The organism is Pantoea cypripedii (assembly GCF_011395035.1).
Taxonomy (GTDB): domain Bacteria; phylum Pseudomonadota; class Gammaproteobacteria; order Enterobacterales; family Enterobacteriaceae; genus Pantoea; species Pantoea cypripedii_A.
In genome coordinates, this window is sequence record NZ_CP024769.1 from 42,869 (window position 1) to 69,847 (window position 26,979).

Annotated in this window: 25 protein-coding genes; 11 read left to right on the forward strand and 14 right to left on the reverse strand. The window is 54.2% G+C overall.

Annotated features, from left to right (window positions below; translation table 11 throughout):
• On the forward strand, window positions 1-414 hold a 414-nt coding region (locus CUN67_RS20585), incomplete at its 5' end, for an integrase core domain-containing protein (RefSeq protein WP_208717322.1).
• A gap of 100 nt (window positions 415-514) precedes the next feature.
• Here CUN67_RS20585 and CUN67_RS20590 read toward each other — a convergent pair.
• Both CUN67_RS20590 and CUN67_RS20595 read right to left on the reverse strand, forming a co-directional pair.
• A complete protein-coding gene (locus CUN67_RS20590; protein ID WP_208717323.1) occupies window positions 515-1,621 on the reverse strand; it encodes an ABC transporter substrate-binding protein in 1,107 nt (368 codons plus the stop codon).
• Window positions 1,622-1,742: 121 nt separating this feature from the next.
• On the reverse strand, window positions 1,743-2,495 hold the full coding sequence (locus CUN67_RS20595) for an IclR family transcriptional regulator (protein ID WP_208717324.1): 753 nt from the start codon (window positions 2,493-2,495) through the stop codon (window positions 1,743-1,745).
• Window positions 2,496-2,889: 394 nt separating this feature from the next.
• On the opposite strand from CUN67_RS20595, the gene CUN67_RS20600 reads away from it, so the two are divergent.
• The 7 genes from CUN67_RS20600 to CUN67_RS20630 all read left to right on the forward strand — a co-directional run bounded on the left by CUN67_RS20600 (window position 2,890) and on the right by CUN67_RS20630 (window position 8,777).
• Window positions 2,890-3,282: a RidA family protein gene (locus CUN67_RS20600; RefSeq protein WP_208717325.1), complete on the forward strand. Its 393-nt coding sequence runs from the start codon at window positions 2,890-2,892 to the stop codon at window positions 3,280-3,282.
• Window positions 3,283-3,393: 111 nt separating this feature from the next.
• Window positions 3,394-4,230, forward strand: a complete 837-nt coding sequence (locus tag CUN67_RS20605) for an ABC transporter substrate-binding protein (protein WP_208717326.1) — start codon at window positions 3,394-3,396, stop codon at window positions 4,228-4,230.
• Window positions 4,231-4,279: 49 nt separating this feature from the next.
• Window positions 4,280-5,017, forward strand: coding sequence for an amino acid ABC transporter permease (locus CUN67_RS20610; protein WP_208717327.1), 738 nt, complete (start codon window positions 4,280-4,282; stop codon window positions 5,015-5,017).
• Entirely contained in the window at window positions 5,014-5,658 is a 645-nt protein-coding gene (locus tag CUN67_RS20615; RefSeq protein WP_208717328.1) for an amino acid ABC transporter permease, read from the forward strand. Before CUN67_RS20610 ends, CUN67_RS20615 begins: the two co-directional genes overlap by 4 nt.
• The gene (locus CUN67_RS20620) at window positions 5,655-6,392 is read left to right on the forward strand and encodes an amino acid ABC transporter ATP-binding protein (protein ID WP_208717329.1); all 738 of its coding nucleotides are present in this window, start codon (window positions 5,655-5,657) and stop codon (window positions 6,390-6,392) included. The genes CUN67_RS20615 and CUN67_RS20620 overlap by 4 nt, the downstream gene beginning before the upstream one ends.
• Before the next feature lie 11 nt (window positions 6,393-6,403).
• Window positions 6,404-7,675 carry an alanine racemase gene (locus CUN67_RS20625; RefSeq protein ID WP_208717330.1) on the forward strand — a complete coding sequence of 424 codons (1,272 nt, stop codon included), beginning with the start codon at window positions 6,404-6,406 and terminating at the stop codon, window positions 7,673-7,675.
• A 250-nt stretch (window positions 7,676-7,925) separates the two neighbouring features.
• Window positions 7,926-8,777 (forward strand): aldo/keto reductase, encoded by an 852-nt coding sequence (locus tag CUN67_RS20630; protein ID WP_208717331.1) that lies wholly within the window; start codon window positions 7,926-7,928, stop codon window positions 8,775-8,777.
• A gap of 44 nt (window positions 8,778-8,821) precedes the next feature.
• Here the strand turns inward: CUN67_RS20630 and CUN67_RS20635 are convergent, their stop codons facing one another.
• A complete protein-coding gene (locus tag CUN67_RS20635; RefSeq protein ID WP_208717332.1) occupies window positions 8,822-9,655 on the reverse strand; it encodes an SDR family oxidoreductase in 834 nt (277 codons plus the stop codon).
• A gap of 130 nt (window positions 9,656-9,785) precedes the next feature.
• On the opposite strand from CUN67_RS20635, the gene CUN67_RS20640 reads away from it, so the two are divergent.
• A complete protein-coding gene (locus tag CUN67_RS20640) occupies window positions 9,786-10,718 on the forward strand; it encodes a LysR family transcriptional regulator (protein WP_208717333.1) in 933 nt (310 codons plus the stop codon).
• On the opposite strand, the gene CUN67_RS20645 is transcribed toward CUN67_RS20640, so the two are convergent.
• Complete coding sequence (locus tag CUN67_RS20645; protein WP_208717334.1) at window positions 10,710-11,405, reverse strand: aspartate/glutamate racemase family protein; 696 nt, start codon at window positions 11,403-11,405, stop codon at window positions 10,710-10,712. The two genes, CUN67_RS20640 and CUN67_RS20645, sit on opposite strands and share 9 nt — an antisense overlap.
• Window positions 11,402-13,453: an FUSC family protein gene (locus CUN67_RS20650; protein WP_208717335.1), complete on the reverse strand. Its 2,052-nt coding sequence runs from the start codon at window positions 13,451-13,453 to the stop codon at window positions 11,402-11,404. Before CUN67_RS20650 ends, CUN67_RS20645 begins: the two co-directional genes overlap by 4 nt.
• A gap of 263 nt (window positions 13,454-13,716) precedes the next feature.
• Between CUN67_RS20650 and CUN67_RS20655 the strand changes: the two genes are divergently transcribed.
• A complete protein-coding gene (locus CUN67_RS20655) occupies window positions 13,717-14,664 on the forward strand; it encodes a sulfonate ABC transporter substrate-binding protein (RefSeq protein ID WP_208717336.1) in 948 nt (315 codons plus the stop codon).
• Between the two features lie 190 nt (window positions 14,665-14,854).
• Here the strand turns inward: CUN67_RS20655 and CUN67_RS20660 are convergent, their stop codons facing one another.
• The 8 genes from CUN67_RS20660 to CUN67_RS20695 all read right to left on the reverse strand — a co-directional run bounded on the left by CUN67_RS20660 (window position 14,855) and on the right by CUN67_RS20695 (window position 23,365).
• Window positions 14,855-16,069 carry an acyl-CoA dehydrogenase family protein gene (locus CUN67_RS20660; RefSeq protein ID WP_208717337.1) on the reverse strand — a complete coding sequence of 405 codons (1,215 nt, stop codon included), beginning with the start codon at window positions 16,067-16,069 and terminating at the stop codon, window positions 14,855-14,857.
• Window positions 16,070-16,072: 3 nt separating this feature from the next.
• On the reverse strand, window positions 16,073-17,506 hold the full coding sequence (locus CUN67_RS20665) for an MFS transporter (RefSeq protein WP_208717338.1): 1,434 nt from the start codon (window positions 17,504-17,506) through the stop codon (window positions 16,073-16,075).
• Window positions 17,507-17,680: 174 nt separating this feature from the next.
• Complete coding sequence (locus tag CUN67_RS20670; protein ID WP_208717339.1) at window positions 17,681-18,556, reverse strand: MetQ/NlpA family ABC transporter substrate-binding protein; 876 nt, start codon at window positions 18,554-18,556, stop codon at window positions 17,681-17,683.
• On the reverse strand, window positions 18,553-19,251 hold the full coding sequence (locus CUN67_RS20675; protein ID WP_208717340.1) for a methionine ABC transporter permease: 699 nt from the start codon (window positions 19,249-19,251) through the stop codon (window positions 18,553-18,555). Before CUN67_RS20675 ends, CUN67_RS20670 begins: the two co-directional genes overlap by 4 nt.
• The gene (locus tag CUN67_RS20680) at window positions 19,248-20,267 is read right to left on the reverse strand and encodes a methionine ABC transporter ATP-binding protein (protein WP_208717341.1); all 1,020 of its coding nucleotides are present in this window, start codon (window positions 20,265-20,267) and stop codon (window positions 19,248-19,250) included. The genes CUN67_RS20675 and CUN67_RS20680 overlap by 4 nt, the downstream gene beginning before the upstream one ends.
• On the reverse strand, window positions 20,264-21,655 hold the full coding sequence (locus CUN67_RS20685) for an LLM class flavin-dependent oxidoreductase (protein WP_208717342.1): 1,392 nt from the start codon (window positions 21,653-21,655) through the stop codon (window positions 20,264-20,266). Before CUN67_RS20685 ends, CUN67_RS20680 begins: the two co-directional genes overlap by 4 nt.
• Window positions 21,656-21,731: 76 nt before the next feature.
• The gene (locus CUN67_RS20690; protein WP_208717343.1) at window positions 21,732-23,129 is read right to left on the reverse strand and encodes an FAD/NAD(P)-binding protein; all 1,398 of its coding nucleotides are present in this window, start codon (window positions 23,127-23,129) and stop codon (window positions 21,732-21,734) included.
• A 29-nt stretch (window positions 23,130-23,158) separates the two neighbouring features.
• Window positions 23,159-23,365 (reverse strand): hypothetical protein, encoded by a 207-nt coding sequence (locus CUN67_RS20695; protein WP_208717344.1) that lies wholly within the window; start codon window positions 23,363-23,365, stop codon window positions 23,159-23,161.
• A 273-nt stretch (window positions 23,366-23,638) separates the two neighbouring features.
• On the opposite strand from CUN67_RS20695, the gene CUN67_RS20700 reads away from it, so the two are divergent.
• Complete coding sequence (locus tag CUN67_RS20700) at window positions 23,639-25,573, forward strand: sigma-54-dependent Fis family transcriptional regulator (RefSeq protein WP_208717345.1); 1,935 nt, start codon at window positions 23,639-23,641, stop codon at window positions 25,571-25,573.
• Window positions 25,574-26,003: 430 nt separating this feature from the next.
• On the opposite strand, the gene CUN67_RS20705 is transcribed toward CUN67_RS20700, so the two are convergent.
• The gene (locus tag CUN67_RS20705) at window positions 26,004-26,975 is read right to left on the reverse strand and encodes a ParB family protein (RefSeq protein ID WP_208717346.1); all 972 of its coding nucleotides are present in this window, start codon (window positions 26,973-26,975) and stop codon (window positions 26,004-26,006) included.
• Between the last annotated feature and the right edge of the window lie 4 nt (window positions 26,976-26,979).

Here is a 26,979-nt window from a genome sequence, read left to right on the forward strand (position 1 = left end):
AACGCCCGGCACGAACGGATGCATCGTTCACTGAAGGCGTCGATGAGCCACGACAACATCTTCACGACGCTGGCGGAGCAGCAGGCATGGTTCATACGGTGGCGTGAGGAGTTCAATAACGAAAGACCTCATGAGGCCCATAACGGAAAAACGCCGGGGAGCTGCTGGACGCCTTCAGCACGGCAGTGGGATGGCAAAGTGCCAGAGGTGAGCTATCCGGAAGGGTCGACGTTACGCCTTGTGGGAATAAAAGGAGATATCTGTCTGGGAGGAAGGCTGTTCGTGAGTGCAGCGCTGAGAGGAGAATATGTGCGGTTCGTTGAAGTGGATGACGGTCTGGACGTCATCCTCTTCGACAGGCTGATCCTGGCGTATTACGACCGGTCTGAAAGACGTATTATCCGGATAGACTGAGCACAAATGTGTTACCTATGTGCCCGGTCTGATCTGTTACCCATGTGCCCGGTCGTACCTTAATGCCGACCAGGTTAATAATCGCGCAGAGCCGTAACGGTTAGTTCTTTTCCGGATAACTCAGCGTAATCGCATCGTCAGGAAGTTTGGTGAAATCTTTAATAATGGTGTGGAAATCGGCGGTTGGATTGAGATCGCTAAATTGCTGCGGATAGAGATCTTTGGCCAGAATTTCCATGCCGATGATATTGTACGGATGGTTATAGAAGTGGTGATAAACCCCGTACACCCGGCCCTGTTTCACCGGTTCGATCTGCGCCAGACCGGTACGGCTCAGCAGTTTCTGGAAGGTGACACCCACATCTTTGGGATCCACACCGTAACCAAACGGCAGCACATTGGTATTCGGACGCTTTGAACCGGTCATGATGTAGACATCCGGCTTCATGGCGATGATTTTTTCCAGCGCGACAAAACCAGAGCTGCCTGGCAGCAACGCGGAACCGATATTTTTGCCGCCCACGGCTTCAACCAGACCACCCCAGCCATTATGACCGTGAGTAAAGCAGCAGTTGTCGCTGTTACCCGCAATCGGCTCGATAAATACCGTGGGTTTATTTTTAATCTTATCAATCGTCTGCGTCAGCTTTTGCATATGCTGCTGATAGAAATCAGTATAGGCTTTGGCCTGCGCTTCGCGGTTCAGCACCTTACCCAGCAGGGTGACAGACGGCGCGGTATTCTGAGCGGGGTGCAGTTCGTAATCAACAAACACCACCGGAATATGCAGGTTGTTAAGCGTATCCAACACACCCGATTGCTTCAGCGCCGGTTTGGCGCGCAGCTGCGCAATCATCAAATCTGGCTTTTGCGCCAGTACGCTTTCCAGGTTGACCTGCCCCTGATCGTTGAACCCCATATCGACGATTTTCGTCGCTTCCGGCCAGCGCCCTTTCAGCATGTCCCAGGTCTGGGTGTCCTGCTTTTTCGGCAGGTTATTCCAGGCAACCACGCGTTTGAAGGGGTCATCACGATCCAGCAAAGCCAGCGTCAGGACATCACGACCATCCTGCAAAATAATGTGCTGCGGTTCTTTGTTGATGGTCTGGGTATGACCATCCATGTCGGTAATGCTCACTGGATACGTGGTGGCCGAAGCCGCCGTTGAAGCCAGTAACCCCATAGCCAGTAACAGGCGTGTTTTCATCGCAAACTCCGTGATAAAAAGAATAGTTATTATTATCAATAACCTTAACACAACCTTAAGAAGCAAAAATAAACGCTACTTCAATCAGTTGTGTCGGAGTCTGGAGAAAACTCGGAGGGGATCAGGTGAAGTCAGACAATCGTTGCCCGGAAACGATCAACTCTTGCAACAGCATCTGGCGACGCTCATCTGGCGTATCGCGGCTTACCATAAAGCAGATGGCTGCTACCGCTTGCCCGCTACGCGAGCGAATCGGGGCCGCCATGCAGCAGGTAAAGCTCTCGGATAACCCCTCCGTCAGGCAATAACCCAGCTGCCCGGCGCGGTGGATGTCCGTCAGAAACGCCTGTTTATCGAGGATTTGTCCATTCGCCAGTTGATAATCTTCTTCCGGAATCAGATCGAGAATCGCGCGATCGGACCAGTTACTTAACAGCAAACGTCCTGTGGCTGTCCAGGTGATGGGGACCCGTACACCGATATCCGAGGTGATTTTGAACGGATGCGCATTGCTTTCCGACAGCACCACGGTGTACTTATCCCCTTCCAGCATGCAGAGCTGCACGGTTTCGCCATGACGTGCGACTATTTCTACCATTAACTGATGGGCACGACGGATCAGATCGTTATGGGCCATGTAGTCTGCACCGTAGTAGTGCATTTCCCGCCCAAAGAAAACCGCGCCATCGGCATCCAGTTCCACCAGACCCGCTTCACTTAACAGGCTGACTAACTCATAAACGCTGGAGCGTGGTGCGCCAGTGGCATCGATCAAATCACGCATTGCCATCGGCTGCCGGGCGATGTGCAACTGGCGAAAAATGTCGATAACCCGGTCAACGCCGCGCGCCCGTGATGGCTTCTCATCCGGCATAAGCAAATTCTCCTGAGGCAATAATGCGGTGGCTGAACTGTGCCAAAAAGAAAAGCATCATACACCCAGCGTTGACGTTAACCCATCCCTGTTAATTAAAATTTTATTTTCTGTCCTTATATTTCCCTGTTCTATTTTGGTGCCTCATTTTAGCGCATGATGTTTGATGTATTTTTTAAAATCACGAGACTGGTCACATTCCGATTACGAAAACTTTAGCTTCGCTTTTTTATTTTGCGATCGCGACGACATCACAAAAAATTAAATCCCCTCCCACATATTGCAAAAGCAAAAATCCTGTGCAAATCTTGCCCTATCCGATATTGCAGATACATGTCCGATATACCGGACAACCCAAATAAGGTTTGTTCTGACCAAAAAGGAGCAGAGTTGCATGACGATAAAACGTTATGGCATTGAAGGGGGTACCGGCACCGGCGGCCAGAAACTGCCGTTCGCACGGGCTGTGGAGGCGGATGGCTGGCTGTATATCTCCGGCCAGACTCCCATGCGTGAGGGTGAAGTGGTGGAAGGCGGCATCATCGAACAGACCCGGCTGGCGTTCGACAACTGCCTGTCCATCATGCGGGAAGCCGGTTACCGGGTTGAGGATGTGGTGCACGTCACGGCGGTATTAACTGATGCCCGCTACTTCAGTTCATTTAATAAAGTATTCAGTGAGATATTCAGCGGAAATCCTCCGGCGCGCATTTGTAGCGTGCAGGATTTAGTTGTCGACTGCAAAGTCGAAGTCGATATGAAATGTTTTCGTGCCGACCGTAAATAACATTACCTCAGCCACAATAAACTGATTTTTTATTTTTTCGCCCACACCAGGGCAGGCATTAATAATTCCTGTTTTTTCATGTTGTCTCCATTAAATAAGAGAGCATAAAAAATGAATGCAATTTCGTTGAAGATGAGCGCCAGAATGGTCGCAGGTGCGCTGGTTATGCTGGCCGTCGCCGGTTGTACCCCCACCGAAGAGAAAAAAGAGGCTGGAGCGGCTCCCCAATCCGCGCTGCAAACCGTGCTACAACGCGGCACGCTGCGCGTCGGTGACTGCCTGAGTTTCGCACCTTTCGGCTTTTACGATAAGGACGGCAATGCTGATGGCTATGACGTCGATTTAGCCAAAGCGCTGGCGAAAGAGATGGGTGTCAAACTGGAAATGGTCAACACCACCAGCGCCAACCGCATTCCCAATCTGCAAACCAATAAAGTGGATGTGGTGTTCTGTAACTTCACTCGCAATCTGGAGCGCGCCAAAGAGATTGGTTTCACCAACCCGTATGTGGTGGCGAGTGAAGCGATGCTGGTACGCAAAGAGAGTGGCATCAAATCCGCTCATGACATGGCCGGTAAAACCATCGCGACCGTCAAAGGTTCAACCAACGGTGACGAAGTGCGCAGCATGGGCATCGACGTGAAAATCCAGGAATACGATTCCTCGCAGGCGGCAATCCTCGCGGTGAAACAGGGACAGGCGGATGCGATGATCGAGGATAACAACTTCCTCGCTTATCAGGCCAAACTCGATCCGACCCTGACCGTCACCAACGAAGCACTGGTACCGCTGGAATACAACGCCTTTGGCGTGAAACAGGGCGACCAGGTATGGCTTAACTACCTGAACGAGTTCCTGTTTGAAATCAATGCTTCCGGTGAAAACGCCACGTTGTACCAGAAATGGTTTGGCAGCAAACCGCGTTACCCGCTGAACCCGCAATTCTGACCGTATGCGGCGCAGCGCTGCATGCTGCGCCGTCAGAAGGAGTAAGCCCATGAGTTATCAATGGTTAACCCTGTGGAATTATGGCGAAACCTTTCTGGCCGCCGCCTGGTTGACGCTCCAGGTCACCCTGCTCGCCTTTGTTCTGGCGGTGGCCCTGGGGTTGCTGGCGGCACTGGCGAAAGCCTCACCGCTGGCACCGGTTCGCTGGGTAAGTCACTGTTATGTCGAATTTATTCGTAACACGCCGGTACTGCTGCAAATCTTTATCATTTTTTTTGGTCTGCCTTCACTCGGCATCACCATGAGTGCTTTCACCGCTGGCGTGCTGGCGCTGGGTATTAACGTCGGTGCCTATCTGTCGGAGACTTTTCGCGCCGGGATTCAGTCGGTGGCCAAAGGGCAGTTGGAAGCCGCATGGATTCTGGGTATTCCGCGTCATCAGGTATTTCTCAGCGTGGTGTTGCCCCAGGCCGCGCGCGCGGTATGGCCAGCGATTATCAATAACCTGATTCAATTGCTACTCGGGACTTCGTTGCTGTCGGCAATTGCCTTGCCAGAACTGACCGGCACGGCAACGGTGATCAACGCCCGTACCCTGCTCTATATCCAGACTTTCAGCGTGGTGACGGTGGTGTATTTGCTGTTGAGCAACCTGTTCTCCTGGCTCGGTAATCTGGCAGGACGACGGATGTTCCATCCGCCGCTGGTGACCCAGGTAAAAAAGTCCGCCTGGTGGTGGGCAAGAAAATGGCTGACTAACCCACTGAAACGGGAGAACGCGCTATGAATGACCTGATCATCAGCTCGTTACCGCTGTTGCTGAAAGGGCTGGGTATCACCCTGCTGCTGTCAGTAGCGGCGATTGTTGGCAGTACCTTACTGGGTCTGCTCGCCGCGGTGCTGCGTACCAGCCGGTTACCGGTCGCGCGCCAGGTTGCCGTGCTGTATACCGAACTTTTTCGCGGTACGCCGGTGCTGATCACCCTGATGTTTATTTACTTTGGCGTGGCGTATTTCGGCTATGAGATCAACCTGTTTGCCGCCGGGATTCTCGGTCTGAGCATTTACCAGGGTGCCTATATCGCCGAAGTGTTTCGTGCCGGGATCGAAGCTGTGCCGAAAGGACAATGGGAAGTCTCGTGGATCCTTGGCCTGTCGAAACGCCAGACCTTTCTTAGCGTGGTCCTGCCGCAGACGCGCGGCATCGTGCTGCCGCCGCTGGTGGGCCAGTACCTTTCCCTGATTAAGGATACCTCGATCGTCAGCATGATCGGCATGTCGGAGCTGATGCATCAGGGTCAGGCGATTGTTGACCGCATCGGCCAGCCGGTGGTGGTTTATGGCCTGGTGGCCGTGCTGTACTTCGTTGTGTGCTTTCCACTTTCCCGTTGGGTTCAACATCATCAAACCAGGAGCCAGTTATCATGAGCCAATCCGCCATTACGCTGAGCCGTATTACTAAATCCTTTGGTGCCACTCAGGTACTGAAAGAGATCAGCCTTGATGTCTCGCCCGGCGAAGTGCTGGTATTGATTGGTGCATCGGGTTCGGGGAAAAGTACCGTGCTGCGCATTATGAGTGGGCTGGAAACTGCCGACGGTGGCGAGATCTGGGTCAATCAGGTGCCATTGCACGATCGCAAACGCAGCCGGGAAATCTGTGGTCACGTTGGCATGGTGTTCCAGCAGTTCAATCTGTTTCCACACAAAACTGCGCTGGGTAACGTGACGCTGGCGCTGATCAAAGCACAGAAACTCTCCGAAGCCGAAGCCAATAAGCGTGGCATGGCGGCATTGACCCGTGTCGGTCTGGCCGAGCGCGCGCATCATTATCCGGCGCAGCTGTCAGGCGGCCAGCAGCAGCGTGTGGCCATTGCCCGTGCGCTGGCGGTTGAACCTAAAATTATGTTTTTTGATGAAGCCACATCAGCTCTCGATCCGGAGTTAGTGGGCGAAGTGATGGAGGTGATGCGTAGCCTGGCACGCGAAGGGATGACCATGGTGGTGGTGACCCATGAGATGGGTTTTGCGCGCAAAACCGCCGACCGCGTGGTGTTTATGGACCAGGGTGTGATCGCCGAACAGGGATCGCCAGAGCAGATTTTTGTCCATCCACAGAATCCTCGCACGCAGCAGTTTTTATCACGCGTACTTGAACATTGATCGGGGGCGTTATGTCGATTCAATTCCCGCTGGTGGCGGATGGCAAGCTGGATGCGCAGCAACAGGCTCCAAAATTTAAATCCGTTGCCGGGGCGGGTGATACGCCGCTGCCAATCGGCACGGCCGTGCTTGCCAGTGACAAGGTGTTTTCACCGCTGCTGTTGATGAAGCAATCGGCGCTGGAGAATAACCTGCGCCAGCTGGCGGATTTTTGTCGTGAACAGGGCGTGATGCTGGCGGCACATGGCAAAACGTCAATGTCGCCCGCCATTTTGCGTCGCGCCATCACCGAAGGCGGTGCCTGGGGACTGAGCGCCGCCACCCCGGCGCAGGTACGCGCGCTGCGTCAGTTTGGTATCCGCAACGTCTTCCTCGCCAATCAGCTGGTCGATCCTGCGGGTATCCGTTGGATTGGTGAGTGGCAAAGACAGCATCCCGACCACGGTTTTCTCTGCTACGTAGATTCACTACAGGGAGTACGTTTGCTGGAGCAGCACCTCGGTGGCGGTCAGATTGCGGTATTGCTGGAAATGTCCGTCAGTGGCGGACGCACCGGCTGCCGTAGCCTGGGCGAGGCACTGGAAATTGCGACGGCAATCGCTGCCAGCCCTGCCCTGCAACTGGTGGGGGTCGCGGGCTATGAAGGCGCATTGGGAGCGGGTCGCGATAGCGCCGGTATCGCCCGCGTACATGACTACTGTCAGATGCTGATCGCCACTGCCGCACGGCTGGCGGAAAAACAGCTGTTCGCGAGCGAGCACATCATTCTCAGCGCCGGTGGTGGTGCCTGGTTTGACGTTGTCACCGCCTGTTTCACCGAAGCGCAACTGCCATTACCCGTTACCCCGCTGATTCGTTCCGGTGCTTATATGGCGCACGATAACGGGTTATATGCGCGTATCAATCCCTTCTCGCAAGCGGGTGCCACGCATCACTTTAATGCCGCACTGGAGATCTGGGGTCGCGTGTTATCACGCCCGGAGCCGGGACTGGCGTTTGTGGATTTTGGCCGCCGCGATGTGCCGTTCGATCAGGATTTGCCGAACCCGATGTGGGTACGTGAAGCCGATGGCAGCGCACCTCGTGCGGCTGGCGCGATGCGCATCAGCGAAGTTAACGATCAGCATGCGTATCTGCTGTTGCCGGAGGACGATGAATTAAAAGTGGGAGACTGGATTGGTTGCGGCATCTCGCATCCCTGCACCGCATTCGATAAATGGCGCTATCTGCCGCTGGTGGATGATGATTATTGCGTCACAGATTCACTGGAAACAGCATTCTGAATAATTTATTGCGGATACAGATGGCATTCATAAAACCTGCGCGATAAATCGCGCCGCTACAAAACCGTGCGATTATTGGCCTGGTCGGCATCAATGCCGACCTTACAGCACCGTAGCGGCGCAATTTATTGCGCATCTGCTGTCTTTGATTAATGAACGGCATTTATAGGGGCTAGCGACCGAAAAAGCTCATTCCCTCTTTATCCAGGCGCTATGCTTTTTAGTTCTCCATCGACACAGGAAGGATAAAATGCAAAGCATCCTGTTAAATAACGGCGTCAGTATGCCAATGCTGGGATTTGGTGTTTACCAGATTACCGACCCGGCAGAGTGTGAAAAATCGGTGCTGGATGCCATTGAGGTCGGCTATCGTCTCATCGATACCGCAGCTGCCTATCTGAATGAAACCCAGGTCGGCAACGCTATCCGCCAGAGTGGGATCAAACGCGAAGACCTGTTTATTACCACCAAACTCTGGTTGCAGGACACCAGCTACGAAGGGGCTAAAGCCCAGTTCGAACGTTCTCTTAACCGCCTCCAGCTTGATTACGTGGATTTGTATCTCATCCACCAGCCTTATGGCGATGTGCATGGTGCCTGGCGCGCGATGGAAGAATTATCCGAGCAGGGAAAAATCCGTGCCATCGGCGTCAGCAATTTCCACCCGGACCGGCTGGCAGACCTGATCGCCTATAACCGTATCGTTCCGGCAGTGAATCAGATTGAGGTAAACCCCTTTCACCAGCAGCTGCATCCTGTTGCGTGGATGCAAAGCCGCCAGATTCAGCCGCAGGCATGGGCACCTTTCGCTGAGGGCCGCAATAATCTGTTCGAAAATCCCCTGCTCACCGAAATCGGCCAGCGTTATGGCAAATCGGTTGGACAAGTGATTCTGCGCTGGTTATGGCAACGCGGCGTGGTCTCGCTGGCAAAATCGGTGCGTAAGCAACGGATGCAGGAGAACTTTTCTATCGGTGATTTTGCGCTAAATGCGGAAGAGATGATGTTGATCACCGCCATGGATAGCGGCACCAGCGCCTTCTTCTCGCACCGCGACCCCGCTCGCGTTGAAGCAATAACCAAACATAAGCTGGATATTTAAGCCGCGTGACGCTGGCCACTCCGGGTGGCCAGAGGCCCGCCTGATTAACCCGGTGTTTGCAATTTTCCTGCGCGCATTGCCGCAATCACACCGCCATCAATCAGTAAATCGCTGCCGGTAACAAATCCGGCATCCGGACCCAGCAGGAAAGACGCTGCGACAGCAATTTCCCCGGGAGGAGCCATACGTTTTACCGGAGAGGCATCGACCATAGCGCGATAGATGTCGCCAATCTCGGAGTTGAGTTCATGCTGCGCCAGCGGAGTCACAACCACGCCTGGGCTTATTGAGTTAACCCGCGCCCCCTTCTCACCCCAGCTGATTGCCGATGCCTGCACACGCAGATGATTGGCACGCTTCGCCATCATATAAGCTACCAGGGTATTCGGGATGGCATCCTGTTGCAGGAAAGGTAAATCCAGTAATTCATCTGCTGGCGTAAAGGCTAACGCCTGGTCCTGTTCCGCTGACAACGCCGGCATCATATGGCCTGCCATGCTGGAGATAATCAGGCCAGCACCACCGGGAGCGATAACTTTTTCAAACTCATCAAACACCAGCGCAGCACCGTAGAGATCAACCGCAAGTACTTTGTCTACCGGGGCCATATTCGGTGACAGACCCGCTGTATTAACCACCTGCATCACATTGCCGAGTGACGCCGCATAAGCAGCCAACTGTTGTACCGAGTCACGGGATGTCACATCAACATGTTGTGACTCGACGCGGTAACCCGCTGCCAGAAGTTGGTCAGCAGCCTGTTGCAGAGTTTGCGTATTAAAATCGGCCAGCAGCAGTGTCTTGCCAAATCCCTGACGGCGCGCAATCGCCTGACCAATGCCACCCGCGCCGATAATTACCACGATGTCTTTCGTCATGTTGACCTCTCAATAGTTCGTCATAGGTGATTGCCGCCCTGCGGTTCAATCAATGAGCGAAAGTCTATACGTGGGTGATTCAGGTGATAATATGCTTAATAGTTAATGAACTTATATTTGAGATTTATGAATGCTACGAGACGAGCTGGGCGACCTGGCCGCTTTTTTGGTGGTGGCAGAAGAAAAAAGCTTCACGCGCGCGGCTGCGAGGCTTGCCACTTCGCAACCGTCGCTGAGCCAGACCGTGCGACGACTGGAAGAGCGCCTCGGCGTACGTCTGTTGATACGGAATACGCGCAACGTGGCGGTAACCGAGGCCGGTGAACAGCTGGTAAATACTCTGCGTCCGGCGTTTAGTGATATCGATAACCGCTTACAGGCGCTCAGTCAGTTCCGTGATAAACCCGCCGGAACGGTGCGTATCACCGCCGGTCAGCATGCGGCAGACACCTTAATCTGGCCCGCCATCAACGAGGTGCTGCAAACTTACCCCGATATTAAAATTGAATTGTCGCTGGACTCCGCGCTGACCGATATCGTCAGTGAACGCTTTGATGCCGGTATTCGCCTCGGTGAGCGGGTGGAACAGGACATGATCGCTGCGCGTATTGGCCCTGAGTTACGTCTGGCGGTGGTGACAACACCTGATTATTTCACCAGGTATGGTGTCCCCACATCACCACATGATTTAACCCATCACTCCTGTATCAATATCCGTTTGCCCAGCTCGGGCGGAATCTACGTGTGGGAATTTAATCAGGGAGAACGCGAACTTAACGTGCGCGTGGAGGGGCAATTTATTGTTAACAACATCGTCGCAGCGCTGAAAGCCGCTGAAGCCGGGTTGGGGTTAGCCATGGTGATGGAAGATATGGTTGAGGCCCAGATCGAGGCAGGTACGCTGGTTCGGGTGCTGGAAACCTGGTGTGCGCCCTTTGCCGGTTATCATATTTATTATCCCAGCCGCCGCCTGCTTTCTCCGGCGTTTCAGGTGTTTTTACAGACCTTACGCCAGAGAAATGAGGCAGCAGAAAAGCAGCGCAGGGAGAAACGTTTAGGCTGAAAGCGCCAGCTTCACCGCGTCCTGAGCATGAATCAGCGTGGTGTCGAACAACGGGACAGTCGCATCTTCCGGTTTGACCAGCAGGGTGATTTCTGTACAGCCAAGAATGATCGCCTCAGCGCCGTCGGCGACCAGTTGCGCGATGATCTCGCGATACTGCGCAAGGGATTCCTCACGAATCACACCGAGGCACAACTCCTGATAGATGATATCGTGCACCACTTTGCGCTGCGCTACCGCAGGCACCAACACATCGATACCGTATTGCTGTTGCAGGCGGCCTTTGTAGAAATCCTGTTCCATGGTAAAGGCCGTCGCCAGCAACCCCACGCGTTTAACCCCCGACTGACGGATACGTTGCGCCGTGGCGTCAGCAATATGCAGTAGCGGAATCTGCACTGCTGCGGTTATCTGGTGAGCGACTTTATGCATGGTATTGGTACAAAGCACGATGAAAACCGCCCCGCCCTCCTCCAGGCTGGTGGCGGCCGCAGCCAAAATCTCCCCGGCCTTTTCCCACTCCCCCGCCACCTGCAACTGTTCAATTTCCTGAAAATCGACGCTGTACATCAGGCTGCGCGCTGAGTGCAAACCACCCAGCTGCTGCTTCACCTGCTCATTGATGATGCGGTAATAAAGCGCGGTCGACTCCCAGCTCATCCCACCAATCAGGCCGATCAGTTTCATTGTGCGTCCTTTATTTTGTCCGGCCATCGTGCCGTCGGAAACAACGATAACCGAATATTGAATAAATGGAACAGCGGAACGAACAGGGCGCGATCCTGTAACGCACCCGTCTCAAGCCCCAGCAACAAACGGTTCAACTCCAACAGCAATGCGGGCTGAGGCTGAGTTTGCAGGGACTTCAGCCGTTGTTTCAGGAATACATTCAGCTCATGAAACATCGCATCGCTATCAATGTTATGCGTCGCCAGTAACGTCTGATGGCGGGCATAGAAGTCATAGCAATTGGCTCCCAGCCAGGCTTCTGCGATCAGGTTGCCACCTGACACCAGGTCCGGCACCGGATCAACGCGTTTACGTGGCAGGATCACATTCACCTTATCCAGCGTGCGCGCCACAAATTGCTGGCGCATCGACATGGTGACGCCGCTCAGCCGCATCGTCGTAATAAATTGCAGCAGTTCACGAATGCCTTTGCGCATCGCGCGTTTCGCCGTCCATGATGGCCGTTTATTACGGATCAATGCGGTTATCACCACACCAAACACAATCCCCAGCATGGTGGAAAGTACCGCGTTCACTATAAGCAGCAAATCAGGTTTGAAGTGATGACTCATCCCGATAAAACCCGGTATCTGTGTCGCCACAATCAAACCAATCAGGTTCGTGGACGGATTGGCGATCACTAAACCCAGCGCCAGCAGGCCCGGTGCCAGACAGATGATCAGCGCTTCAAAGGTGATGGCCTGCGGAATAAGAAACACGATATACATCAGGCTGATGGCTACCGCGATAATCACCCCTTTCAGGAACAACTTCATCGGTGCAATGGGGCTGTCCATACCGGCAAAGAATGAGCACAACACCGCCGCCATCATCGGCGCGGTAGAACCATCCACCCAGCCACTGCCGATCCAGAACAAACAGGTGGCAAAGGTGGCGATAAACGCGGTAAAGGACGAAAGCAGCAACAAACCTTTGTCGATATGCCGATGGGTACGTGCCACGGTTTTTCCGGGTTTCACCGTTGGTGTCCACTCACTCACACGCTCACTCACGCTGTGGTAGGCATGCGCGATACGGACAAAGTTCAGCAACCGTTCCAGCAATCCGAGCAATAAAATGCTCTCCTCGCTGTTCAACCTGCCCTCTTCCCATGCCTGCTTCAGTTGATCCTGCGCCGCCACCAGATTGGCATGCACGGGCTGATCGTCATCCCCATTTAGCCACAGCAGGAATTGCGAAAACGCCTGCGCGACATACTCGGGAAAAAGAATTCCCTGTTGTGCCAGCAGGTTAAGTCGCGACTCAATTGCCGTCAGTGTCGGGATAAGGTAAGACAGATGCTGATACTGCACGCTAACCAGCCGCACCAGCCGCCGCGCAGCATCCCCTTCGTAGACGCAGTGGGTAATCAACGTCTCGACATTCAGCGGGTAGTTAGCCATCTGAATCAGGATACCTTCCCGTTCAACCGTCTTATCTGCGGGCATCGCCGTCACCAGTTCACGGCAAAGATTGCGCGCGTTCTGATACCACTGGCTGACGCTCTGTTCCAGCAGATGACGCATCGACACCGGCATAATCAGGCGATGTACCAGGCTACTACACACAATCGCCACGGTGATTTCTTCAATACGCGAGATGACGGTGTAAGTAATCGAGGCGGGTGATGTCACATCGGGGAAACCCATAATGGCTGCACTATAGCCCGCCAGCATAAACACATAGCTTTTCGGGGTGCGGTCGTGCAACGACAGATAGAGGCAGACCGCCACCCACAGCGAGATGGCCATGCTGAACAGCATCGGATCCTGCACCGTGACCGGGTAGATCAGCAGCGTAAACAGGCCACCCAACACCGTACCAAAGAAACGGAAGATCGATTTCGATACCGTTGAAGCGGAGTAGAGCTGAGAGGCAACATACACTGTAGTCAGCGACCAGGCCGGTTTATCGAGATTGAGTTCCAGAGCAATGTAAAAAGCCAGAAAGGCAGCAAGACAGGTTTTGGCAGAAAACAGCACTGCGCTTTGAGAAAACCACTTCATAAAGCTTAAAAGACCTTGAGCAGGCAGGGATGGCGTCTATCCTGGCAGAAGCGTCTGTGGTTGGCATTTTGATTTGTTATACAAATTATTACCGTGCTAATTATATGGGCATCTATGGAAATTTTTCGCGACATTTTGCCCGTTTACTGATTACAGTGAACACCAACAAAAGCAATATTTAGGTTATAAGCGATCGAAAATCGTTATTTATTGGTTATATATGCGTTTTGCTATGGTGGTGAAAAAACCACGAGAGAACAACGATGAAACGTAAAACGCATGTATTAAGCACGCTGGCGTTAAGCCTTGGGCTGCTTTCCGCACACAGCTTCGCGGCGAATCCGGAAACCGTCACTATCGGCTATCAGAAAGCCAACATTTTCGCGCTGTTGAAATACCGTGGCACGCTGGATGACACCTTTAAAAAGGAAGGCATTAATGTTCGCTGGGTCGAATTCCCTGCCGGCCCGCAAATGCTGGAAGGACTGAATGTGGGCAGTATCGATCTGGCCGCTACCGGGGATGCCCCACCGGCCTTCGCGCAGGCGGCAAAAGCTGATCTGGTCTACCTCGCGCATTCGCCAGCTAACCCAAAAACCGAAGCGATTGTGGTGCCAAAAGATTCAGCCATTAAAAGCGTCGCCGATCTCAAAGGTAAACGTGTTGGCCTGAATAAAGGTTCTGACGTCAATTACCTGCTGGTGAAAGCGCTGGAAGAAGCTGGATTGAGCTACAAAGATATCAAACCGGTTTATCTGCCCCCCGCCGATGCCCGCGCTGCGTTCCAGAAAGGTGCGATTGACGCCTGGGTGATTTGGGATCCGTTCCTGGCCGAAGTGGAAGCACATACCGGCGCGCGTCAGGTACGCAATGCCGAAGGTTTGGTGCCGCATTACACCTTCTATCTGGCCAGCCGTCATTTCGCTGAAACCTATCCACAAGCGGCGCAACAGGTGGTGGATGAGCTGAGTAAACTGAGCGACTGGGCTAACCAGCACCAGGATGACGCCGCCGCGATTCTGGCAAAATCAACCGGGCTGGATCAAGCTATCTGGCACACCACGCTTACGCGCTTGCCTTATGGCGCACAGCGCATGACACCGCAGGTGTTTGCTGAACAGCAGGCCCTGGCGGATAGTTTTACCCGTGTCGGCCTGTTGCCGGTGAAGGTGGACGTGCGCAGCGCAACCTGGTCACTGGATAAACACTAAGCTAACTTTTAGCTCGAACCGTGCATCGTGCCGGAAAAACGCGCGATAAATCGCGCCGCTACGGTAGTGTGCGGAGATTGGCACCGTAACACCATGTCGCACCCGGCTGTAGCGGCGCAATTTATTGCGCGGGTGTTTTCTACATCGCGCGCAGGATTGCGCGATAAATCGCGCCGCTACAGCCTCCTGACTACCCCTCTCCCCTGCCGATTTGCCAGATCGCTGTCGGCGGTGTGCCATTGACTTTCCAGTCGCCAATATCGCGTGCTTTGTAGATCACTGGATTGTGTGAAGCCACGGTACGGGCGTTACGCCAGTGACGGTCCAGCGCTTTGCTCAGGCGGGTATCCGATGCCCCCAGGGCATTGAACAATTCTGTCGCGGCGCGGGGCACCAGTTCACTGGCAATCACCTGTGCCTGTCCTGCTTCGGCTTCCGCCTCAGCATTGACAGTGTTGATGTAGTCCTCATCAGCACTGATATGCGCTTCATATGCTGATTGCAATGAATGTGCTGCGCGGATCACCGTCGCCTCCACGGCAAAGGCCAGGCTGGTGACTTCACCTACCACCTGTAACACCTGCACATCCTGACGTGACGCGCTGCCGTTGCTGTGGCTGTAAATCCGCTGGCGAGCCGCTACTCCCTGTGCCGCATCCCGTGCGGCCGCACGGGCGATCCCGGCCAGCGTCGCCAGCAACACATGTTGATAGAATGCAGTTTGATAGCGGAATCGCTCGGCAAAGTCGTACACATGTTGCTGCTCAACATGGGCGTTATCGAAGCGGGTGGTGCCGCTGCCGGTTAAACGCTGCCCGAAACCATCCCAGTCATCTTCACGGATCACGCCTGGCTGATGGGTACTGACCAGGGCGATGACATCCCCCTGGTTATCATTGCGGCGTGCATAGACATCAATCCAGTCGGCAAACAGGGTCCCGGTGCTGTAAAACTTCTCACCGGTGAGCGTCCAGCCTTTTTCATCCGGCGAGACGCGGGTAATCACGTCCCCCAGTTTGACCGCACCAATTTCCGTCCACCCGCTGCCCACCAGCTCCCCGTCGATAAAACGACGAAACCAGCTATCCCGTTCCGGGCTATCCGGTTGGTTCAGGCGATCTTCGACAAAGGCAAAATGCGCCCGCAGCGCCTGCGGCAGATTAGAATCCGCTTCGGCAAGTTCGGTGAGCAACTGGAATAGCTGCGGCAGTGATGCGCCCCAACCGCCTTTTTCACGTGGGATACGCACCGTGCCGAAGCCCGCTTCTTTCAGCCATTGCAGCGGTTCATCTGGCAGCGTTCGTTGACGTTCACGATCGGCAGCCCCGGTGGCGATACGGGCAAAAACCGGGCGGAAATGGGCGGCAAGCTGCGCATAATCAGTGCCTGTTGCAAGTAAGGTCATGATTTACTCCTGAGGGGAAAGGTCGTCGATGTCGTGACGGGTTGGCTCATGGCGCACCGCCAACAGAAAGAAGATCGGGATAATCGCGCTCAGCGACACCACCCAGAACATGTTGGTACCGAGAGCCGATTGCAGAATGGGCAGAATAAACAGCGCTAAGGCGCTACCAATGCCCGACAGCGCACGGCTAAAGCCGACACCGGTGGCGCGAATCGAAGTGGGATAAGACAATGCCGGATAGACCATCAATTGAGCGCCCGGACCGAAACCTTCAGCAAACAGCCACAGGCCCAGCATCAACACCGCAAACACGATGCCTGCGATCGCCTCGGGATGGCCAATCAACGCCAGCGCAATCAAGGCGAGAAATTGCAAAGCAAATCCGGCGATGGCCACATGGCGTGACGGATATTTCCATGCCAGGCGCATGCCCAGCAGACCACCGGTGAAGGCGAACAGCGCATTCAGGCCCAGCGAAGCCGAAATGGTTTCAAATACGCCCGCGCCGAGAAACTGCGCCAGAATCGACGGCAGGAAGAAAGCAATGGCGGTGTATTCAAACGAGATACAAATGTTCATCACCCCTGCCACGATGGTGCGTTCACGCCACGGTTTCTGAAACAGCACGCGGAAGCTCACCTTGGGCGCGGCAGATGCCGGAGGCGCTTCTGGCTCTGCTTCATGGGCATGGATGCCATAGGAATCACGCAAAATTCGCACCGCCGATTTCAGGTCGCCCTGATTGGCAGCCCACAGCGGGGATTCGTTCATAAATTTGCTGCGCACCGCGATGATAAGCAGGGCTGGCACCGCGCCAAATAACAGCGAGGCGCGCCATAGCCAATCCAGATGTTCTTTCGGTAACAGAAAATAGAGGCCGAAGATCAGCAGGAAGCACAGCGTTGAGGCGGCATACCACATCGGGCACCAGGCCGCGAGCCGGGCCGCTTTGTTACCCTTACCGGCGAATTTGGAAAACTCCGCCAGATAAGACATCGCCACGGGCAAATCAATCCCCACGCCAATGCCCATCAGGAAGCGCGCGCCAATCAGCACCCAGACATTGGGAGCCAGCCCGGCGGCAATCGCCGACACCACAAAAAACAACATGTCGGCCATAAAGACCGAGTAGCGGCCATATTTATCGGTCAGCCAGCCGCCAATCAGGTTGCCGACGATTGTCCCGACCATGATCGATGAAGTGACCAGTCCGGTAATAAACGGTGAGATCTGGAATTCGCGCACCACGTCATCAATACCATATGACAACGTAGTGAGGTCATAGGCGTCGAGAAAGACGCCGCCAAGAGCGAGAAACACAATCATGCGGGCATAGTTGTTTTTATCACTGCGGGTGTTGATCAGTCGCGCGACATCGCTGACCGAACGAACCGGTTCTGAAACCGGCAAGGTGTTTTCTAAAGGGATGCTACTCATAACGCCTCACGATGCTTTTAGTTATGCAGGTGAGGTTGTTATAAGCGTTAATCATGTCGATCCAAAACAACAAATATTGATATTTATTTGTTATATATCAATAAGATAAATAGAAAAAAACACAAAAGCCCGGGCACGCATAGCGTGACCGGGTAAGCGCGAAAAATGACGGGTTCAGTCAGCGGAAACCGGCACCAAAACACCTTTTACCAGCGGATCATCGGTGGTCTTCAGCCATTGCTGTAAGCGCGGGTCAGAAAACGCCTGTTTCAGCTTTTCGATATTCTCCTGCGACAGATACGGCGTGCCGATCACCAGCTGTGAGGCAAACGTCTTTGGCGCGGGCGGGAACAAAATGCCTTTGTCACGCGGCACCTTCCCGGCATCAAACTGCGACACATAACCTATCGCCGCATCAACTGAGTTCAGTGCACGTGGCATCGTCAGCAAATCCAGTTCTTTGAACACAAAACCGTGTGGATTGCCGGTGATGTTTTTCAGTTTTGCAGTACGAGGTTCAACATTAGGATCGAGAGTAATCAGCCCCTGGCGTGCCAGCAGCCACAACGCTTGCCCCTGGTTCGCCCCATCATCCGGAACAACAATGGTTGCGCCCTGTGGCAACGCCTCAACCGAGGTATAACGATCGGAATAGATACCGAATGCCCACTGGAATAACGGTAATGCTGGCGTCAGGGCAAAATTATTCGCATCCACGACCTGCTTTAGCCACCATTGATGCTGGTAAACCGTGGCGGCATATTGTCCCTCGGCTACCGCCCGGTCTGCCTGCACCGGGTCCTGAACGCCTACCGCTTCCAGCTTCAGGCCATAATCTGGCGCGATATGGTCGTTCACAAACTCAATCAGCTTCTGCTCACCCGCCATCGCCGGTTCATAGTGAATTTTTAAGGTAGTGCCAAACACCACCGCCTGTGGTTGCTGGCTACGCCATAACCACGCCGCCGCCGCGCCAGCAATGACCACTATAATCAGTAGCAGCCACGGCCAGCGGCGGGTTTTACGTAATTCAAATTCTTGTGTTGTCATAGCGATGTCCCCTGAGGATGGCGTAATGCGGTAACCAGCCGGTCACCGAGAAATTGAATCGTTTGAATAAGGGCGATCAGCACCACGATGGTGGCGACCATGATGTGGTTATCAAAACGCTGATAGCCATACACCACCGCCAGATAGCCAATCCCGCCTGCGCCGATGGTGCCAGCAATCGCGGAATACTCGATCATCGAGATCAGGTTGAGCGTGATGGCGGCAACGATGGCTGGCAGGGCTTCACTCAGCTGCGCCTGACGAATGATCTGCCAGCGCGAACCACCGCATACCAGCCCCACGGCCGTCACTTCGGCCGGCAATTCACGCAGCGCGTTATCCACTAAGCGGCCAAAAAACGGGATACCCGCAGCGATCATTGGCACTACCGCAGCCGGAATGCCGATGGTGGTACCGGTCAGCCAAAAGGTGAACGGAATAATCGCCGCCATCAGGACCAGAAAGGGTAACGAACGGCCCATATTGACGATCCAGCTCAGTACCCGGTGCACGCCACGGTGGGGAAACAAACCCCGCACGGAGGTGTTAAACAGCACCACCCCCACTACCCCACCGCAGCTCACGACAAACAGCATCACGATACCGACCATCAACGCGGTTTCTTCGATGGCAGGCAGCATCAATGCCGGGATCTCATTCCACGGAGTATCCTGACTCATCACGGAGACACTCATACCGCCTCCTTTAATACCGCTACACCCGCGACGACGCTGCCGCTTAACCCCAGCTGTTCCAGCTGGCTGAGCAGATGTGACAAAGGCACACGCTCACGCTGAAAATGAACGCCAACCTGCAGGCGTCCCAGTTGCAGGCCATTCACCTGCTCAACGTGTGCCCCCAACAGATCGATGCGCAGTGCAAATTGCTGGCTCAGGCGTGATATCCAGTCACTGGCAACCGGCACATCGGTGCGATAACTGAGCTGAAGCACCAGTTCTGACGACGCGGGCTGTGGAGCCAGCGGCAACAGCTGCTGTGCCAGGCGTGAATCAGGCTGCGCCAGCAGCTGTTTCACCACGCCGTAATGCACAATCTGCCCGTCGCGAATCTCCGCGACGGCATCTGCTGCCCGACGCACCGCGTCCATCTCATGGGTAATCAATACGATTGCCAGACGATACTCATCACGCAGCTTGCGCAGCAGGTCGAGAATGGTGACGGTGGCTTCAGGATCAAGGCCGGATGTCGCTTCATCGGCCAGCAATACCGAGGGGCGCAGTGCCAGCGCTCGGGCGATACCAATACGCTGACGCTGCCCGCCGGAAAGCTGCGCAGGAAAGGCCCTGGCTTTATGGCTCAGCCCGACATTTTCCAGCAGCTCCCCTACCCGCGCCGCGATATCACGCTCAACCACACCGAGATAGCGCAGCGGTAGTGCGATGTTTTCCCACGCCGATTTACGCTGTAGCAATGCGGAAGACTGAAACACCGTCCCTATGGCGCGTCGTTCACGACGCAGGACCTCACCACTCAGCCGTGAAAGATCGTGACCATTAACGCGGATGCTACCCGCACTCGGCTGCTCCAGCAGGCTGATGCATTTCGCCAGCGTCGATTTTCCTGCCCCGCTCGGCCCGACCACCGCCGTGATGTTGCCTGGCTGGACTTCAAGGTTGATTGACTTCAGCACCTCAGTCACGCGACCATCGGGGGCGCGATAGTGCTTACTCAGCGCGTCGATTTCGATCATATAACCCCCTGCGGCACCGGCTGTACGCGATAACCCGCCCCGGGATGGGGTGCCTGTAACTGTGGCCCGGCAGCAAACAACTTCTCGCGCAGCGTGCCGCTGGCGTACTCTTTCTTAAATACGCCGCGTTTTTGCAGCTCAGGGATCAATAACTCCACTACGTCTTTGAAAGTTTCATGAGTCAGCGCATACGCCAGGTTGAAGCCATCGACGTCAGTTTCTTCTACCCAGCTTTGCAGTTCATCTGCGACTGTTTCCGCGCTACCGACCAGCAGCGGCCCGAAGCCACCAATGCCGACCCATTCCGCCAGGGCGGCAACGGTCCACTGGCGATTGGGATCGGCAGTCGAGAAGGTTTCAACCGCTGACTGAATGGCATTGGTGTGCAGGTACTTCAATACCTGGTCCGGCTGATACTGGCCAAAGTCGATGCCGGTCCAGCCTGATACCAGCGCCAGCGCACCTTCGTAGCTCACCCAATTTTTGTATTCCTGCCACTTCGCCTGAGCCGCTTTATCGGTTTCACCCACAATCACCGTTTGCAGGTTAAAGATCAGAATGCTGCGTGGATCGCGTCCCGCTTCGGCCGCGCGACGACGAATATCTGCCACCGTTTTCTTCAGCAGCACTTTGGAGGGCGCAGCCACAAAAACGCATTCGGCATGTTCCGCCGCAAACTGCTTGCCCCGGCTGGAAGCCCCTGCCTGATACAAAACCGGGGTACGCTGTGGTGACGGTTCACAGAGGTGAATCCCCGGCACGTTGAAGAAGGTGCCCTGATGGTTAATCGGATGAATTTTGCGTGGATCGCTGAAGATACGCCGCTCGCGGTCACGCAGCACGGCATCCGCTTCCCAGCTCCCTTCCAGCAGTTTATAGACAACCTGCAAATACTCGTCGGCATAGTCATAACGGCTGTCGTGATCGGTTTGCGCTTTGTGGCCAATATTGCGCGCGCCACTCTCGAGGTACGAGGTGACAATATTCCAGCCGATACGCCCTTTGGTCAGGTGATCGAGCGTCGAGAGGCGACGGGCAAACGGGTAAGGGTGTTCAAACGATAACGATGCCGTCAGTCCAAAACCCAGATGTTCGGTAACCAGTGCCATCGGCGTAATCAACGCCAACGGATCATTCACTGGAACCTGTGTCGCCTGGCGAATCGCTGCATCGCCATTACCGTTGAGCACGTCGTAGATACCTAGTACATCGGCGATAAACAGCCCATCGAATTTTCCCCGCTCCAGCAGGCGGGCTAAATCGACCCAATATCCCAGGTCTTTGTATTGCCAGGAACGGTCACGCGGATGTGCCCACAGGCCCGGCGACTGGTGTCCAACACAGTTCATATCAAAAGCATTCAGGCGAATTTCACGTTGCGATGGCATAGCAATCTCCATAGCGAGGCCGTGATCGCGGTGCGACCCGGCGTTCGTCAGTTAATTTTGGGGAAATGTTGGGAAATTAAGGTGCGAAAGGCGGACATCGCTCAGCGTGAGCGAGTTGCAGAATCTGGCGCGCCACAGCAGCGGCGTGGTCAGCCACCTGCGGCAGGCCCATCAGTTCACCAAACCGTGCTCTGGCCGCTGGACCAACCACGAACAACGCCGCGTTAGGCTGACCGGATGACGTCAGCGCGCGCGACTGGCTATCGACATCAATACCAAAGCCGAGCGCATCAGCGCGGATAATGCCCTGCTGGCTAAGGGATCGCAGCAATGGCTGGCTGGCCGTCAATGCTTCATGAGCAGGGCCGGTAGTGACAATCAGGTGATCGAGTTGATGATTTTCCGTCACGCCATGGCGCGTATGCAGCTGAATTGTCAGCTGTTGCGCACTGGCATTGATGCTGACGAGGCGAGCAGCCAACACCCGCATGCTCCCCGCCTGCTGCCGCTCGGTTATAACCGCTGCCACCTGTGGCGCAATGCGATAACGATGCACGTCCCACCAGGAGCGCAGATGGCGCACAAAACGCTGCTGTTCAACCAGTGCCAGCGACTGCCAGATACTTTGCCCCTGTACGCGCACCTCATCCAGAACACGCTGCCACGGCAACTGTTGTTCAGCGGCGCGTGCCACTTCCGCGCGAATATGGTGTAGCCACGGACGAACGCCTGGCTGCCTCTGTGGGGCTAGCGACCATTCCGGCCACTCCCCACTCAGATTGGCGCGTGATAACTGCCCACGGCGCGAGAAGGCCAGCAGCGGCCCATAATGCTGACGCGTTGCCAGCGATGCCACTACATCGGCCATACTCAGGCCGGTACCGATAATCGCAACCGAGGCATTGCCTGCGATGTTATCCAGAACCCCCCGCTGCCACGGGTTGGCAATCAACGCTGGATGTGCTGCAAAGGGCTGTAAGGCGCGTGGTAGCGCGGGTGGCGGATGGCTGATAGCCAATGCCAGTACATCGCCTTGCAGCGTCTCTCCATTGCTCAGCAGCAGTTGCTTCCCTTCCCACGCGATGGCGCTGGCCTGAATGTGGCGTAACGCCACCTGGGGATATTGTCTGGCTGCCTGCGCAAACTGCTCCGCCAGATAGCGGCCAAACATCCCTCGTTGCGGGTAAACCGCGCCATCGGCGCAATGCGCTACTGAATCCAGTGAACATTCGGGTTGCTGACGATACCAGCGGTCAAAGGCTCCTTGTTCGTCACCGCTCAGTTGCATACGCGCAGCAGGGACGTTGATGCGATGCGCAGGCTCCTCGGTTGAATAAGCCACACCTGCACCGAGGGTGCTCCGGGGTTCAACTACCGTCACACGCAACAGCGCTGTCGCAGTGCGGGCAAGATGAATCGCCAGCGCCGTGCCGCTGAATCCTCCCCCTACGATAATCACATGCGGTGTCTGCATCGCCTTGTCCCCACTGCCTGTCTTCAGCATTAGCTGGCGCTCGCCTGTTTAGTCGGACGTTTATCACCACCGATAGTTTCACCAACAAGCCCGATGTTGACGCTACGTGCGCGCTGCCGTTGACCATGTGCCAAAGGTAGCAGAGTCAGAAGTAACTCTGCCACCGAATAGCGCTCATCGCCGTGTGCAGGAAGAAACCAGAAGACATTGATGTTCTCATTTGCAGAGTCAGCCATTCTGCATTTCCTATATAACTTTATTAAAAAATGATCATTCGGGTGCATTTATTTAGTTATAAAGACCATAGCGAAAACCATGCCAGCTTCGTGACACCGATAAATCCACCTTTATCAGTACGTTATTGTCTGATGTGGCAACTCCGCTTGTTGCAATCGCAACCGTGCCACAACAGCATTTGCTGCATATGCAACTCCTTATGCTTTTTTCCTGCTGTTCACAGTGAACGTGCCTGGTTAGCGTGTGCCTATGCTTCAATAAGGATAGTTACCATGCTGACAACCTATACTGATTTCAATGATTCACCTCGCCTGGTCGATCCAGCTTCACGCGCTTTCCAGTCGCTGCTTGATAAGTTTGCGCCAACCGATGCTACGGTGCTGATTGTTGGTGAGACAGGTACCGGTAAAGAAGTGGTTGCGCGTTATCTGCATCATAACAGCACGCGTCGTCATGGCCCTTTTCTGGCAGTCAACTGTGGCGCATTAACCGAGAGCCTTGCCGAGGCTGAATTATTCGGGCATGAGAAAGGCGCCTTTACTGGCGCAACCCAAGCACATCCTGGCTGGTTTGAATCGGCTCAGGGCGGCACCCTGTTGCTGGATGAGATCGGTGAGCTGAGTTTGTCATTGCAGGTAAAGCTTTTACGCGTGTTGCAGGAACGCGAAATTACACGCGTCGGTTCGCGAAAACCCATCAAAGTTGATGTCAGGGTGATCGCAGCGACACACGTTGACCTTGTCCAGGCCATTCGGGAACGTCGTTTTCGTGAGGATTTATTTTATCGTCTCAATATTGCGGTTGTCCCTTTGCCGCCCTTGCGGCAACGCCGCGAGGATATTCCGGTTTTGGCTCAGCATTTCCTCAATTTGTATGCCCGACGCCTTGGTCGTCCGGCAAGGCACTTGTCACCAGACGCACTTGAAGCGCTGCTGGGATACAGCTGGCCTGGCAATATTCGGGAACTTGAGAACACATTGCATAACGCGGTACTGCTTAGTCGCGAAGAAACGCTCACCCCCGCACAACTGCGACTTGCTGGTTACAGTGAACATCGTTTTGTCGATATGCAGGATTCATCACTGGATAATTTCCTGCGTCAGCATTTGGCTAATGACCCCCATAAGTTGTTTGATCGGGTCATCGATAGCCTGATTAATAACGCGCTGGCGCTATCGGATAACAACCAGACCCAGGCCGCCACCTTATTAGGCATTAGCCGCCATACCTTACGTACTCATTTAGCTAATCAGGGGGTAATCAAGGGCCGTCGCAAGTCATCACCTGCTTCCCAGGCTGCGTCGCTGGTGTCTCAGTCCAGTGAACGCGAACTCCACATCGGTTATCAAAAGTTTGGCAATCTTGGCGTGTTAAAAGCCCGCCAGAGCCTTGAACAGTGCTTTGCAAAGCAGGGCGTAAATGTGCTTTGGAGTGAGTTCCCCGCTGGCCCTCAGTTACTTTATGCCTTACAGAATAACGAAATTGATTTCGGTACTACCGGGGAAGTCCCCCCGATTTTTGCTCAATCCAGCGGCAATGCGGTGACCTATATTGCCTGGGAGCCGCCTGCGCCAGGTAGCGTGGGCATCGTTGTTCCCATCGAAAGCGACATCACGACACTTGCCGATTTGCGTGGCAAGCGTATTTCTGTCAATAAAGGCTCCAACGTTCATTGGTTATTGTTGCAGTTGCTGGATGAAGCCGGGATCGGTCTTGATGAGATAAAAGTGGTTTACGCTCCGCCAAAATATCCGCTAACCGTAAGCGATTACCTTGCTGTTGATGCCTGGATGATGTGGGACCCCTTACTTAGCGCAGCGGAAAATAACCCAGCGCTGCGGATTATTGCGAATGGTGAAGGGCGCGTGCGTAATCATCAATTTTATCTGGCCCGCCGTGATTACGTGCAGCAGCACGATGATATTGTCCACCAACTGGTGGAAGCCTTACAGCACACCGGGCAATTCATTGATAACCATAGAAAGGAATCCGCCATGCTGCTGGCTCAGGAATTGGGTCTTGAAACGCATTCGGTTGAACGTGCTTTATCGCGTCGTAGCCATCAGACGCGTGCCATGTCCTTTGAGGTTATCAAAGAACAACAGGCGATTGCCGATCGTTTCTATGCGCTGGGTTTAATTAATAAACCTGTCAAGGTCAGGGATGCCGTCTGGCAGTTCTCTTCAGCATTACAGTTGCTGGCATGATATTGCGCTGTTAGCAAATATCAGACTGATGAAAGTTATCCACTTTTTCTGTGGATAAATCGTTGCATATCATCTGACTATTTTTGGCCGGTATCTATGCTGGCATCACGACAGGGTGCATCCATGTGGCGATTTCACCCTGAAATCTTTTTCTAAATATCATGATATTCATAGAGATAGGCGTGAAATCGGCGTGGCGAGCTTTATGGTTCCCCAGCCAAAGCTGACTCTCAGGGGCATCAATTGCTTGATTGTCGCATTGACATTCAGATGGTTAATTTGCGATCACAGGTTATGCGAAAGAATCTGAGGGGTTGGCGATTTCGGCCTGAAATTTTAGGCCTCATTACTGAGATTTCATGCAGTTAGCGGTGAAATCACGCTGGCGAAGGAAATAAGGGCAAAAAAAACCGCCCGAAGGCGGCGTTGCTCACTGATTGAGGTATTTGCTCAGGGTCTCGTTAATCACCCGATCAAGTTCATCCTGAAGCTCTTTTGACTGTCGATTGAACTCATAGCTGAACATGCGGCCGCGCGTCTTTTTACGCGCAAAGCGATCTTTATCGGCAAAGGTCCAGAGTGCGGTGGCGACCACTTTATCTTTTGCCGGGGATTGAACCAGAGTCTGGCTTCCATTACGAACCAGACGCAGAATAGCGTTCTTCACTTCATCTTCCGCTAATCCGTCTCTGGCACAAACGGTATCAACATCCATACCAATGGCATCAATCAACGCTTCAACCGTCTGACCCGTCTCCTGCAACTTTTCATAAGCCTGCAACAGGGATTTATAATCAGGATAGGTCAGCTCCGAATGGTTGGGGAATAACGTGATGAGATCGGCAGGTACGCTGGCCGCCTGCAATGCACGCGTCACCTTAGCCTGTGAAAGTCCTTCGCTCTGGGCAATTTCTTTTTGCGACAGGCCACCCTCTTTCAGCGCCAGCAGGCGCATCCCCACTTCACGCAGGTTGTGTTCGCGAGCAGTCTGAATATCCTGTGCCAGGCGACGAGCCTCTTCTGCCGTAATAGAGGCATCGGTAACCAGAACATCAAGACCCGTTCTGCAATGCAGCGCGGCCGCACGGCGGCGTGAACCATCGAGAATCTCGATGCGATCATCACGCTTAACACCAATGGCCGGGAAGAACTGCTGGAGTTTGATGGTACGGATGATGTCGCGCAGGGATTCAGGTGTCAGACCTGATTGGTCGCGACCATTCGTTTCCATCACAACAAAGGTTTTTTCTTCAATATCTTTTGCAGCGATGTGTTCCAGGGTGAACTGGGCGCGTTTACCTGTGGACAGGATAAAGGTTTGGGTATGGCCTTCTGATGTTTCTTCTGTTTGCAGCGGTGTCTGGCTAAAAGTTCTGCCAATCGTTATGCGTTTTGCGCTCATAGTA